At 67.6% G+C, this 12,448-nt stretch carries 13 protein-coding genes and 1 pseudogene; 9 read left to right on the forward strand and 5 right to left on the reverse strand.

What is annotated here, in order from left to right; translation table 11 throughout:
- Positions 1-123: 123 nt before the first annotated feature.
- Positions 124-462 carry an RNA polymerase sigma factor gene (locus CPH63_RS14490; RefSeq protein ID WP_157749572.1) on the forward strand — a complete coding sequence of 113 codons (339 nt, stop codon included), beginning with the start codon at positions 124-126 and terminating at the stop codon, positions 460-462.
- A 52-nt stretch (positions 463-514) separates the two neighbouring features.
- On the opposite strand, the gene CPH63_RS14495 is transcribed toward CPH63_RS14490, so the two are convergent.
- Both CPH63_RS14495 and CPH63_RS14500 read right to left on the reverse strand, forming a co-directional pair.
- Positions 515-1,114, reverse strand: a complete 600-nt coding sequence (locus CPH63_RS14495; protein WP_096303589.1) for a TetR/AcrR family transcriptional regulator — start codon at positions 1,112-1,114, stop codon at positions 515-517.
- A gap of 47 nt (positions 1,115-1,161) precedes the next feature.
- Positions 1,162-2,208: an ROK family protein gene (locus CPH63_RS14500; protein ID WP_096303590.1), complete on the reverse strand. Its 1,047-nt coding sequence runs from the start codon at positions 2,206-2,208 to the stop codon at positions 1,162-1,164.
- Between the two features lie 149 nt (positions 2,209-2,357).
- On the opposite strand from CPH63_RS14500, the gene msrB reads away from it, so the two are divergent.
- Positions 2,358-2,804: a peptide-methionine (R)-S-oxide reductase MsrB gene (gene msrB / locus CPH63_RS14505; protein WP_096303591.1), complete on the forward strand. Its 447-nt coding sequence runs from the start codon at positions 2,358-2,360 to the stop codon at positions 2,802-2,804.
- Between the two features lie 29 nt (positions 2,805-2,833).
- Positions 2,834-3,355, forward strand: coding sequence for a peptide-methionine (S)-S-oxide reductase MsrA (gene msrA / locus CPH63_RS14510; protein WP_096303592.1), 522 nt, complete (start codon positions 2,834-2,836; stop codon positions 3,353-3,355).
- Here the strand turns inward: msrA and CPH63_RS14515 are convergent.
- Entirely contained in the window at positions 3,350-3,736 is a 387-nt protein-coding gene (locus CPH63_RS14515) for a YchJ family protein (protein ID WP_096305166.1), read from the reverse strand. The genes msrA and CPH63_RS14515 overlap by 6 nt on opposite strands.
- Before the next feature lie 35 nt (positions 3,737-3,771).
- Positions 3,772-6,063 (reverse strand): FdhF/YdeP family oxidoreductase, encoded by a 2,292-nt coding sequence (locus CPH63_RS14520; protein WP_096303593.1) that lies wholly within the window; start codon positions 6,061-6,063, stop codon positions 3,772-3,774.
- A gap of 65 nt (positions 6,064-6,128) precedes the next feature.
- Between CPH63_RS14520 and fdhD the strand changes: the two genes are divergently transcribed.
- Positions 6,129-6,917: a formate dehydrogenase accessory sulfurtransferase FdhD gene (gene fdhD, locus CPH63_RS14525; protein ID WP_096303594.1), complete on the forward strand. Its 789-nt coding sequence runs from the start codon at positions 6,129-6,131 to the stop codon at positions 6,915-6,917.
- Between the two features lie 6 nt (positions 6,918-6,923).
- Here the strand turns inward: fdhD and CPH63_RS14530 are convergent, their stop codons facing one another.
- Positions 6,924-7,577: a molybdenum cofactor guanylyltransferase gene (locus CPH63_RS14530; protein WP_157749573.1), complete on the reverse strand. Its 654-nt coding sequence runs from the start codon at positions 7,575-7,577 to the stop codon at positions 6,924-6,926.
- A gap of 69 nt (positions 7,578-7,646) precedes the next feature.
- Between CPH63_RS14530 and CPH63_RS14535 the strand changes: the two genes are divergently transcribed.
- The 5 genes and pseudogenes from CPH63_RS14535 to efp all read left to right on the forward strand — a co-directional run bounded on the left by CPH63_RS14535 (position 7,647) and on the right by efp (position 12,447).
- Positions 7,647-8,309: an A24 family peptidase gene (locus CPH63_RS14535; RefSeq protein WP_157749574.1), complete on the forward strand. Its 663-nt coding sequence runs from the start codon at positions 7,647-7,649 to the stop codon at positions 8,307-8,309.
- Positions 8,310-8,395: 86 nt separating this feature from the next.
- Positions 8,396-9,643, forward strand: a complete 1,248-nt coding sequence (gene aroC, locus CPH63_RS14540; protein WP_096305167.1) for a chorismate synthase — start codon at positions 8,396-8,398, stop codon at positions 9,641-9,643.
- A 28-nt stretch (positions 9,644-9,671) separates the two neighbouring features.
- Positions 9,672-11,341 (forward strand): annotated as a pseudogene (gene aroB / locus CPH63_RS23770) (3-dehydroquinate synthase).
- Positions 11,338-11,799: a type II 3-dehydroquinate dehydratase gene (gene aroQ / locus CPH63_RS14555; RefSeq protein ID WP_096303599.1), complete on the forward strand. Its 462-nt coding sequence runs from the start codon at positions 11,338-11,340 to the stop codon at positions 11,797-11,799. The pseudogene aroB and the gene aroQ overlap by 4 nt, the downstream one beginning before the upstream one ends.
- 84 nt (positions 11,800-11,883) lie before the next feature.
- Complete coding sequence (gene efp / locus CPH63_RS14560; protein WP_091358159.1) at positions 11,884-12,447, forward strand: elongation factor P; 564 nt, start codon at positions 11,884-11,886, stop codon at positions 12,445-12,447.
- The last annotated feature ends 1 nt before the right edge of the window (position 12,448 follow it).

Raw genomic sequence — 12,448 nt, forward strand, 5'->3', positions numbered from 1 at the left:
GGCCCCCGGGTTCCGTCAAGGCCCACCGGCGCGTCGGCGGCACGCTGTGTCGACTGCGCGGATGCCGACTCGCGGATGTCGACCGCGCGGATGCCGACCCGCGGATCAGGGTGTTACAGCTTGGTGACGTTGCCGACTCAGGTGATCAGAACTCCACCCGCGGGGTATTACACCGGTGTGCCACCAACTGAAGTGCGACCGACCGAACGAGCGCTGAGCCCCGAGGTTCGCCTCGTGCGGGCTCTGGCCGGTCTCCCGCGCGCCCAGGCGGCAGTGCTCGAGCTCGTTTACCGGCACGATGTCACGCTGGCGGCGATCGCAGCCGAGACCGGAGTCTCCCTGGGCGCGGTTCACCGCCTGGCCTCGGCGGCCCTACAGAGCGTCGGTCGGTGCCTGAGCGTTTTGGAGCCGTGGGATGCCCGGCAGGACCGGGGTGGCCTGGATGCCAGTCCGGCGGCGTGAGTAGCTGTCGCCACCGCATCAGTTCGGTCAGGGTCGTCAGCGCGGTCCGGGCTCAGCAGCCGGCGAGATGGGCGGCGACGACGTTCTGCAGCTGCGCCGAACTCAGCGGTTCGGCTATCAGCAGCTGGCGCTTCACCAGTGCGTCGATGAAGCTCACCAGTGCGTCGGCGTGCAGTTCTGAATGTTGGCAACCTGCGGAGGCGAGGATTTGGGTAGCCATTGCGACGAACTCACCCCGCTGGTTGTCGAAGATCGTGCGGAACTCAGGGCGGCGCTGGGCCTCCAAGAGGAGCTCCATGCGCGCGATCGTACGAGGCTTGGAGCGGCGGTCGGTCATCGCGTCGACGAGGGCGACGATGCCGAGGACGAGATCGTCTCGTCCCGCGCCGCCCTTGGCCACGGCGTCGGAGGAGAGGGTCAGGTCGTAGCGAAAGACCTCCTCGAGCGCGAGACGCAGCAACTCCTCACGGGTCGGGCCGAAGTAGTTCACCGACCCCGTCGGCAGCCCAGCCGCCTGGTCCACTGCTCGGTGTGTGAGGCCGCGAGAGCCGCTGGTGCCCAGCACCTGCAGCGTCGCATCCGCGAGTTGACGACGGCGCGCCGGAGAATTGTTCTTCCGCCCGCCCTGCTCGGAACCTGCCCGCGACGTCACCGGGTGACCCTATCGTCCGCGGCCGCAGCCGGTTTGGCGACGCTCGTTCACCCTGTGGCGGCGTTGATGTGGCGCATTGCGGCGATGGCCGACCCGCGGGCGCCGGCCATATCGAGGTCCGGGACCAGGGCCATCGACGTGCGCTGAAGCTGCTCCTCCCGCAGCACGGTGTTCGCCCGCACGACACCCATGAACCAGTCCCGCAGCTGCGGCGTCGTCTCCACCACGCCACCGCCGAGGAAGTAGGCGCTGGGATCTGTGAAGTTGGCGGCAATGGTGAAGAGCCGACCGAGGGCCATCGCCTGCTGCTCGAAGATTCGCAGGGCCATCGGATCGCCCTTTTCGGCGTAGCTGCGTACCTGCTTGGCGGCCTGGGCGATCGCGCCGAGGTTGTTCAGATCATGGTCGGGGAAGCGGGTCAACCAGTAGGGGAGCAGGTTCTTCTCGATCCCTTTCAGGGAGGCGACGCTCTCGGCATCCCCACTGAATCCGCAGTTGCACTCCGGTAGCGGCTGGTCGACCTCGAGAAGTCCGTGCATCGGGATGTGGACGTGCCCGAGTTCGCCACCCATGCCCGCGACGCCTTGGACGACCTGGCCGGCAACGACCACCCCGCCCCCGAGCCCGGTGCCGACGATCGCCGAGATGGAGGACTCCTCCGGCGCGCGCGGCCCGAAGAACTGATGGTGGGCGTAGAGCGCGGCCGCGTTGCCGTCGTTGTTGTAGATGACCGGAAGCTGGAGCTTGTTCTCCAGCCCGGCACGGAAGTCGAAGCCGCGCCACTCGGGGGCCGAGAAGTTCGTGGCTCCCTTCGATGAGATGACGCCCTCGGCGTCTGTCGGTCCCGGCGTGTCCAAGCCCACCGCCCGCACGGCCGAGAGCGGTGTTCCGGTAAGTGAGAGCACGTGGACGAAGGCCGAGGCCAGGGCATCGATGGCGACCTCCGGCCCCTCCTGAACGAAGGAGGCGTTCTCGACGAGGCGATCGACCAGGAATATCCCGCGAGAGTCGAGGACCGTCGCGTTGTTGCTGGTGCCGCCGTTGTCGAGGCCGACGACGACCCAATGCTCGGTGGGGGACCGGAGTTCGCTCACAGCGCTGCGATGGCTTCTTCTCGGGCGTCGGCGATGGCGTCGGGAACGGTAGCCGGGAGCGTGCTCATGCGGTTTCCTCTCATCGGGGGAAGGTGGGTGTCAGCCAACAGACAGTGGAACACATTCGAGGGCTGGACAGTTCAATAGACATGACCAGAATTGGAAGTTCCGCGCCGGTCGTGAAGACCGATGAGCAGTGGCGGGCCGAGTTGAGCCCCGCTGAATATGCAGTTCTACGCCAGGCCGCGACCGAGCGGCCGTTCGTCGGTGAATACACCGATAACCATCGCACCGGCAGCTACAGCTGTCGGGCCTGCGGAAGTGAGCTGTTCCGTAGCGACGCCAAGTTCGACTCGCACTGCGGATGGCCGAGTTTCTTCACTCCGCTGGCCGGCGACAGCGTGATCGAGGTCGAGGATCGGAGCATGGGGACGGTGCGCACCGAGGTCGTCTGCGCAAACTGCCACAGCCACCTCGGGCATGTCTTCGCCGGCGAGGGCTATGAGACGCCGACCGACCTGAGGTACTGCATCAACTCCATCTCGATGACCTTCGAGGACGCAGGCGTTCAGGATGGGCAGTCACCAACACCGTAAGTTTCACCGAAGAGATGAAGGAGACAGCAATGACGGCTACCACTGAGACGGCGATCCTGGCCGGAGGTTGTTTCTGGGGGATGCAGGACCTTCTGCGCCGCCGCCCCGGAGTGATGTCGACCCGGGTCGGGTACAGCGGAGGCGATACTCCGAACGCCACCTACCGCAACCACGGATCGCACGCCGAGGCTTTGGAGATCGTCTTCGACCCCGAGCAGACCAGCTATCGCGACCTCCTCGAGTTCTTCTTCCAGGTGCACGACCCGTCGACCAAGAATCGTCAGGGCAACGACATTGGGGCGAGCTACCGCTCGGCCATCTTCTACACCAGTGACGAGCAGAAGCGCGTGGCCGAGGAGACCATCGCCGATGTGGACGCCTCCGGTCTCTGGCCGGGCAAGGTCGTCACCGAAGTCGCCGCGGCCGGTCCGTTCTGGGAGGCGGAGCCCGAGCATCAGGATTACCTCGAGAAGTACCCGAACGGCTACACCTGCCATTACCCACGGCCGGGCTGGAAGCTCCCGCACCGTGCGCAGGCCGTCAGTTCATAGGTTCTCGCCGCTCAGGTAGAACCAGCGCTGCCGCTCGCGCGTGAAGAGGCTGCGCTCGTGCTGTACACCGCGCTGCGTACCGCTTCGGTAGTGAGCGTCGAACTCTACGACGCCTTGAGTGTCGAAGGGCCCGCCTTGCAACGTCTGGACGATGTCGAGGCGGGTCCAGCGCGTGCCGCTGTCGAGCTCAAGGCGGGCCGGGCGCGTCGACCGATGCCAGGTCGCAAGCAGGTAGGACTCGTCGCCGACGGCGAAGGCACTGAAGCGCGATTGCATCAGGGCCTTGGCCGTCGGCGCATCCGACAGGCCGGAGTGGAAGCGGCCACAGCAGTTCGGATACGTCTCACCCGATCCGCACGGGCAGCGGAGCGTGCTCGTCATGCCGCCATTCTGCGGCAGTTCGCCCATCCGCTGAATCAGCCGCGCTGTGGTTCCAGGCGCACGACGATCGACTTCGAGGTTGGCGTATTGCTGACATCGGCTGTCGAGTCGAGCGGGATGAGGACGTTCGTCTCCGGGTAGTACGCCGCAGCGCACCCCTTCGGCGTCTCGTAACTGACCACCCGAAACCCTGCGGCGCGCCGCTCTTCGCTGCCCCAGACGCTCACGATGTCGACCATCGCACCGTCGCTGATCCCCTGTTCCCGCAGATCGTCAGCGTTGACGAAGACGACCATCCGACCGCCGTGGATTCCACGGTAGCGGTCGTCGAGGCCGTAGATGGTCGTGTTGAACTGGTCGTGCGAGCGCACTGTCTGCAGGATGAGATGCCCCGGCGGTGCGACGATCGCGGTTGGCGGGTTCACCGTGAGGTGAGCTCGACCGGTGTCGGTCTTGAACTCGCGCGCGTCCCGAGGTGGATTGGGCAGGATGAAGCCGCCCGGGTTCGCGATCCGTTCCTCGAAGGCGTGAAAGCCTGGCACCACATGCTCGATGTGCTTGCGAATGATCCGGTAATCATTGCCCATCTGCCTCCACGCAACGGCATCGTCGGGTCCGCTGCCGAAGAGCGTGTCACCGATTGCGGTGACGATCGCGACCTCGCTGCGAAGTTGGTCGGAGCCGGCCGGCAACCGGCCTCGCGACGAGTGCACCATGCTCATGGAGTCCTCAACGGTGACGAACTGTTCAACACCGTCACGGATATCTCGCTCGGTACGGCCGAGGCAGGGGAGGATGAGCGCCTGCCGCCCGCCGCGCAGATGCGACCGGTTGAGCTTCGTCGATATCTGCACGGTCAGGTCGCAGCGCTCCAACGCGGCCTCCGTGACGGCGGTATCCGGCGTGGCCAGCGCGAAGTTGCCGCCCAGTCCGATGAAGACATCGATCTGGCCGTCGCGCATCGCCCGGATCGTGTCGACGGTGTCGTGCCCGTGCTCGCGGGGCGGGTCGAATCCGAACTCCGTCCGCAGCGCGTCCAGGAAGGCCGGTGCCGGCTTCTCGTAGATACCCATCGTCCGGTCACCCTGCACGTTGCTGTGGCCGCGCACCGGGCAGACTCCGGCGCCCGGGCGGCCGATGTTCCCGCGCAGGAGTAGGAAGTTGGTGATCTCACGGATCGTCGCCACCGAGTTCTTGTGCTGGGTCAGTCCCATGGCCCAGCAGACCACGATGCTCTTCGCCGAGACGACATCGTCCACGAATTGCTCGAGCTCGTGGCGGTCGAGTCCGGACTGCTGCTGCAGCGAGGGCCAGTCAGTGGCCAGCCAGCCAGCGCGGGCCTGGTCGAACCCATCGGTGTACTCGCGGATGAAATCGTGATCCAGCACCGGTCCGGCCGCTGATTCATCGCGTTCGACGAGCAGTCGGTTGACGGCGTTGAACAGGGCCAGGTCGCCGTTCACGCGAACCGCCAGATAGCGGTCGGCCAGTTTCGTGCCGCGTCCGAGGATGCCGCTGACTCGCTGCGGGTTGCGGAATCGCTGCAGCCCGGCCTCCGGCAGCGGGTTGATCGCGACGATCCGGGCCCCCCGCCGTTTGGCGTCCTCCAGGGCCGTGAGCATCCGGGGATGGTTGGTACCCGGGTTCTGTCCGACGATCACGATCAGTTCTGCGTGCAGCGTCAGGTCGTCGAGGGTCACACTGCCCTTGCCGATCCCCAGTGTTTCGGTGAGGGCCGACCCGCTCGATTCGTGGCACATGTTGGAGCAGTCGGGCAGGTTGTTCGTCCCCAACTGGCGTGCCAGCAGTTGGTACACGAACGCAGCTTCATTGCTGGCTCGTCCGCTGGTATAGAAGGCGGCCCGATTCGGGTTCGCCAGGTTTCGCAGCGAGTCCGCGACCATCGTCGTCGCCGTCTTCCAGCTGACCGGGCGGTAGTGGGTGTCGCCGGCGGCCAGCAGGAGCGGCTCAGTGAGCCGTCCCTGGGCCTCGAGCCAGTGATCGGTCATCTCCCGCAGTTCGGCTACCGGGTGTTCGGCGAAGAAGTCAGCGCCGATGTGCTTGCGGGTCGCCTCCCAGGAGACGGCCTTGGCGCCGTTCTCGCAGAATTCGGCCGCTTTGCGTCGATCGGGATCCGGCCACGCGCAGCTCGGGCAGTCGAAGCCGTCGACGTGGTTCATCTTGGAGAGCGTCTTGGCGGTACGGGTCGGTCCCATCTCGGCCAGGGCGTACTGCATGGAGTGGAGGATCCCCGGTAATCCGACCGCACTGGTCTTCGGCTCGCTCACCTCGGTTGGTACGGGATCGATCCGGTCGCTGTCGGGCATATTTCCACCCTAGGACGAAACGACGGTCACGGCCCCAGATTCGCCCGAAGAGCTACAGTCGGCCTATGCCGGTGAGTACGACCCGCCGCGCGGTGGTGCGGCTGCGCCAGACCCCGCGCGAGAGCGTGGCTGACGACCTAGCTGTCGAGGCGCCACTGACGCTGATCCTTGACGGTGAGCCGCTGGCCACCCTGATGCGCTCCCCGGGGCATGACCTGGAATTGGCGGCTGGTTGGCTCACCGTCGAGTCCGGAGTCCGGGGGCCGAGCGACATCCAGCAGTTGCGCGAATCCCGAGATTCGGAGCGGGTTCTCATCTCGCTCGCGCCCGGGGTGCAGGCCCCGCGACCGCGAGCCTTCGTGACCTCGAGTTCCTGTGGCGTCTGCAGCGCTGACGTTTTGGAGACCGCACTGCTGCGCCGCTGGCCGGCCGCCCCCGCTGACTGGAGGATCTCCCGCGACATCGTCCAGGGCCTGCCCGAGTCGATGCGGGAGCAGCAGCGAGCCTTCGCCCGCACCGGTGGCGTGCACGCGGCGGCGCTGGCGACGGTGGAGGGTGAACTGCTGGTCGTCCGTGAGGATGTCGGGCGACACAACGCGACCGACAAGGTCATCGGATGGGGGCTGCTGCAGCATCGGTTGCCGATGAGCTCCCACGTGCTCGTCGTGAGCGGCCGGGTGTCGTTCGAGATCGTGCAGAAGGCGGTGGCCGCCGGGGTGGCGGCGATCGTGGCCGTCTCCGCCCCGACCAGCCTGGCCCTCGACCTGTCCCGGGAGCACGAGTTGCTGCTGGCCGGCATGGTGCGTAGCGGTCGTATGAATCTGTACTCCCGCGCCGACGCCGTGACCGACTAGCCGAGCCTACCGCAGGAGGTCTCGGGCCCGCTCCACATCCGCCCAGGTGTCACAGTCCTCACCCCAGCCGCCCAGATCCGGCACGGAGGTCCAGTCGACCCCCTCAATGAGCCGTCGCATCGGCTGGTTCGTCGGGTCGCCGATGTGCTCCAGACGGGCCAGCAGGGTGTTGCGGGGCCACGCTGAAGCGAGCAGGTTAGCCCGCCCGTCGGAGTCGACGAGCACGGCCGGGCCGGTTGCGCAACCGCGCAGCAGCGGCACGATGGCCGGGGCGATGAAGGGTAGATCGCCGGCCAGGATCAGCACCGTAGGGGCCGCGGTGAGGCGAGCACCGGTCAGCAGCGCCGACAAGGGCCCCGAGCCCGGTGGCTGCTCGGTGCAGCGGATCAGATCCGGATATCGCCCGGAGTCCTCGGCCCGGTCGGCGCTCGGTTGGTCGCTCCCGGCCACCAGAATCCGATGCTCGGCGCCGACCGCCGCGTCCAGTACGCGGTCGAGAAGCTGCTGATCACCCAGCTGCAAGCCGGGTTTGTCGACACCACCCAGACGCCGGCCGCCGCCGCCGGCGATCAGCACCGCGTCGAAGCGGTCGCTCGGAGCCGGCATCCGGTTCGCCCGGGACGGCTCGCGGGCCGAATGCTGCCCTGGCGTGTCGCTCACCGCATCAGCCTTCCCCGGCGTCGTCGCCGTCGCAAGCCGCCCGTCCGGCAACCCTCTACGCTCACTGTCGTGAATGCACCGGCCGCGCTGATCGGAGCGGTCTGCGGTGCCGTTCTGTCGCCCTACCTGGCTCGCCTGAGCGTCAGTGCGGCTGATCGCAGTGACGGGCGCTGGTGGCGGCCCGCGCCCGTGAATGCCGGGCGCGTTCTGGCCACCACCGCGATCGCCGTGACGCTCAGCGTCCTCGCCGCAGCGGGCGCGGGCCTCAGCGCGGCGCTGCCGGCTCTCCTCTTCCTGGCCGCCGTACAGACTCCGCTGGTCGTCATCGACTACGAGACCAAGCGCCTGCCCGACCGGCTGGTCGGTGCGGCGGGGGCGGGCGGTCTGCTGCTGCTCGGCCTGGCCGCAGCGACCCAGCGGGACTGGTCCTCGCTGCTGCGGACGCTGGGGGCCGGCCTGCTGGTCTTCGCGATCTTCTTCGCGGTGGTGATGGTCTCGCCGAAATCATTCGGGTTCGGTGACGTGAAGCTGCTCGGGGTGCTGGCCGGCATGCTCGGATGGTTCGGATGGCTTGAGGTCTACTACGGCGTCTTCGCCGGTTTCGTCCTCGGATCGATCGTCGGCGTCGGGCAGTTGGTGACCCGGCGCGGCACGATGAAGAGCCTGATCCCGTTCGGCCCGTCGCTGATCTTCGGTGCCTTCGTCGTCACCGGCCTGCACCGGTTGCTTTGAGTAGCTTGAGTTGAACTGAGCGCAGGCCACCAAACCGGCGACCGGCCAGGAATGAATTACACCGTCGATGAGAGACTGTCTGCGTGTTGCGATGGATGACAGCAGGTGAGTCCCACGGCCCCGCCCTGGTGGCGATGCTCGACGGGTTGCCGGCGGGTGTAGCGGTGACGACAGGTGATCTGGCGAAGGATCTGGCCCGCCGGCGTCTGGGGTACGGCCGGGGTGCGCGGATGAAGTTCGAGGCCGACGAGGTGGAGCTGACCGGGGGAGTCCGGCACGGCGTCACCATGGGCGGCCCGATCGCGGTCCGCGTGGGCAACACCGAGTGGCCCAAGTGGGAGACGGTGATGAGCGCCGACCCGGTCGACCCCGAGGTGCTGGCCGCTCAGGCTCGTAACGCCCCGCTGACCCGTCCGCGCCCTGGACACGCCGATCTGGCCGGCATGCAGAAGTACGACCTCGAGGACGCCCGCCCCGTGCTGGAGCGGGCCAGCGCTCGCGAGACGGCGGCCCGCGTCGCCCTCGGCACGGTTGCGCGAGCCTTCCTCCGACAGAGTGTCGGCATCGAGATCCTCAGTCACGTCGTGAGCATCGGATCGGTGAGTGCGCCGGCGGGTGTCGTACCCCGGCCCGGCGAGGAGGACGTCGTGGACGAATCACCGGTCCGCTGCCTGGACGCGGCGGCGGGGGCGGCCATGATCGCTGAGATCGATGCGACGAAGACCGCGGGCGACACCCTGGGCGGCGTCGTGGAGGTGCTGGCCTACGGCCTGCCGCCCGGCCTGGGCAGTCATGTTCAGGGTGATCGTCGGCTCGACTCACGGTTGGCTGCCGCGCTGATGGGTATCCAGGCGATCAAGGGCGTCGAGGTCGGCGACGGCTTCGAGCTAGCCCGAATTCGTGGCTCGCAGGCCCACGACGAGATCGTCCGGGAGTCCGATGGAGCAATCCGCCGCGTCTCCGGTCGGGCCGGCGGCACCGAGGGCGGGATCAGCACCGGCGAGACCCTTCGGGTGCGCGCGGCGATGAAACCGATCTCCACCGTGCCCCGGGCGCTGGCTACCGTCGACACCGCGACCGGTGAGGCGGCCGTCGCGATCAACCAACGCTCGGACGTCTGCGCGGTGCCGGCCGCCGGGGTAGTGGCCGAGGCGATGGTTGCTCTGGTGCTGGCCGAGGCGGTGCTCGAGAAGTTCGGCGGTGACTCGGTCGCCGAGACCTCCCGCAATGTCGCTGGATACCTGGCGCACCTGGTCGAGCGTGGCCTCACCCCGGCGCCGGGACTCCACCTGCCGGCCGGCCAGATAGCCGCTGCCGGTTCAGAACCGTCGTGACCGCTGCCGGCCGTCGGGTTGTGAGGTCATGAGCACGGTTCGCGCGGTGCTCGTGGGGATGCCCGGCACCGGCAAGACGAGCGTCGGGCGTCGGCTGGCCGACCTGCTCGAAGTGGGCTTCGCCGACTCCGACGATCTGGTCGTCGCCCGGGCCGGGCGGTCGGTCGGTGAGATCTTCGAGGCCGATGGCGAGTCTCGGTTTCGCGAGATCGAGGCCGACGCGATCGTCGCCGCCCTGCTGGACTTCGACGGAGTTCTGGCCCTGGGTGGCGGTGCGATTCTGAGTGAGCGCACCCGAGTGGCGCTGGCAGCCTCGCCGGCCCCGGTGGTGCTGCTCAAGACCGGACTCGTCTCGCTGCTGCAGCGCGTGGGCGACGCCCATGACCGACCGCTGCTCAACGACGACCCGCAGACCCGATTGGCGGAGCTGGCCGAGCAGCGGGCGAGCCTCTACCGCGACGTTGCCACGGTCACGGTGGACACCGAACGGCGCAGCGTCAGCCGGGTCGCCGAGGTGATCGCGCGGCTCATCGCTGACGAGCCCGAGACCGACGAGCCGCCCTCCGAACCCGGTGCGGCCCAATCCATTGACGAGAACTCCGGAGCAGGAACACGATGACCCAGACCCCAGCCAAGCGCATCACCGTGGCCGGAAGCGTGCCGTACGACGTCGTGATCGGCCGAGAATTGTTGGGCGAAGTCGCCCCGCTGCTCACCGGTGCCGCGAGGGTGGCGATCATCCACCCACCCACCCTGCAGGTGAGCGCCGAGGCGATGCGCGAGGACCTGGCCGGTCAGGGATTCGACGCCCACGTAATCGAGGTGCCGGACGCCGAGGAGGCGAAGACGCTGCAGGTGGCCGGCTTCTGCTGGGATGTGCTCGGCCAGATCGGCTTCACCCGAAACGATGCCATCGTCGGGCTCGGCGGCGGCGCCACCACCGACCTCGCCGGCTGGGTCGCGGCGGCCTGGCTACGCGGCGTCCGTGTCGTGCAGGTGCCGACCACTCTGGCCGGCATGGTCGACGCGGCCGTCGGTGGAAAGACGGGGATCAACACCGATCGCGGTAAGAACCTGGTCGGGGCGTTTCACCCTCCGGTCGGTGTCATCTGCGACCTGAACACCCTCGACTCACTCCCGCCGAACGACTACCTGGCCGGTATGGCCGAGGTCGTGAAGTGCGGATTCATCGCCGATCCGACGATCCTCGCTCTCATCGAAGCCGACCCGATCCTGGCTGGGAAGGCCGGCAACCCGGTCGAGGCTGAACTCATCGAACGCACCGTGCAGGTGAAGGCGAATGTGGTCGGCGAGGACCTCACCGAGAAGGGGCTGCGGGAGATCCTCAACTATGGCCACACTCTTGCCCACGCGATCGAGAAGGCCGAGCGCTACAAGTGGCGCCACGGTGCCGCGGTGTCTATCGGGCTGGTCTACGCGGCGGCGCTGGGTCGTGCGCTGGGTCGCCTGGACGACTCGACCGCGGATCGGCACCGCACAGTTCTGGAGTCCCTGGGGCTACCGACCCGCTACCGCGATGACGCATTCGCCTCGCTACTGGAGACGATGCGGGTGGACAAGAAGGCCCGGGGCAACCGGCTGCGCTTCGTGATCCTGGACGGGCTGGCCAAACCCGCGACTGCGGACGACCCGGACCCGTCGCTGCTGGCCGCGGCCTACTCGGAGGTGACCGCATGAGCGAGCAGAACCGGCGGGTGCTGGTGCTGAACGGCCCAAATCTGGGGCGGCTCGGCTCCCGCGAGCCCACTATCTACGGCGACACCACCCACGCCCAGCTGGCCGCACTCTGCGTGCGGGCCGGTGACGAGCTCGGTCTGATTGTCGAGGTCCGCCAGTCCGACAGCGAGGGCGAGCTGCTGGGCTGGCTGCACGAGGCGGCCGACGCGCAGGCGCCGGTCGTCTTCAACCCCGGAGCCTATTCGCACACTTCGGTGGCCCTGCGTGACGCCTGCTCGGCCCGCACCGCCGACCTGGTCGAGGTGCATATCAGCAACATCCATGCCCGCGAGGAGTTCCGCCACCACTCCTACGTCTCCGCGGTGGCCTCCGGCGTGATCGCCGGCCTCGGCGTGCAGGGGTATGTACTGGCGCTGTCCTGGATCGCGTCGGAGCTGGACATCGCGGCGAGCAAGTAGAGTCATTAGTTGGCCGTCGCGCGGTTGTAGCTTCGTGGCGCCCCAAGACTGGTGAATTCAATCGACAAGAAAGTTGTATCCGCTGTGGCGAGCACAAACGACCTCAAGAACGGCCTGGTCCTCAACATCGATGGTCAGCTCTGGAGCGTGGTGGAGTTCCAGCACGTCAAGCCCGGCAAGGGTGGCGCGTTCGTGCGCACGACGCTGAAGAACGTCCTCACCGGCAAGGTGGTTGACCGGACCTTCAACGCCGGCACCAAGGTCGAGACCGCCACGGTGGATAAGCGTGGCATGACGTTCCTCTACCGCGAGGGCAACGACTTCGTCTTCATGGACGGCGAGACGTATGAGCAGATGACGGTGCCGGAGGCGACGGTCGGCGACGCGGCCAACTACCTGCTGGACAACGCCGAGGCCACCGTTGCGATCCACGAGGGAAACGCTCTCTACATCGAGCTTCCGGTCAGCGTCGAGCTGATCATCTCGCACACCGACCCGGGGCTGCAGGGCGATCGGGCCACCGGTGGCACGAAGCCGGCCACCGTCGAGACCGGTGCCGAGATCCAGGTTCCGCTCTTCGTCAGTACCGGCGAGAAGGTCAAGGTCGACACTCGCGACGGTCGCTACCTGGGCCGAGTGAACAGCTGAC

Origin of the sequence: Jatrophihabitans sp. GAS493 (assembly GCF_900230215.1) — a bacterium.
GTDB lineage: Bacteria > Actinomycetota > Actinomycetes > Mycobacteriales > Jatrophihabitantaceae > MT45.

Coding starts and splice junctions, on each gene's coding strand:
- msrB (WP_096303591.1), top strand. CDS start 2,358: ATGACCAGAATTGGAAGTTCCGCGCCGGTCGTGAAGACCGATGAGCAG.
- msrA (WP_096303592.1), top strand. CDS start 2,834: ATGACGGCTACCACTGAGACGGCGATCCTGGCCGGAGGTTGTTTCTGG.
- CPH63_RS14515 (WP_096305166.1), bottom strand. CDS start 3,736: ATGACGAGCACGCTCCGCTGCCCGTGCGGATCGGGTGAGACGTATCCG.
- CPH63_RS14520 (WP_096303593.1), bottom strand. CDS start 6,063: ATGCCCGACAGCGACCGGATCGATCCCGTACCAACCGAGGTGAGCGAG.
- fdhD (WP_096303594.1), top strand. CDS start 6,129: ATGCCGGTGAGTACGACCCGCCGCGCGGTGGTGCGGCTGCGCCAGACC.
- aroQ (WP_096303599.1), top strand. CDS start 11,338: ATGAGCGAGCAGAACCGGCGGGTGCTGGTGCTGAACGGCCCAAATCTG.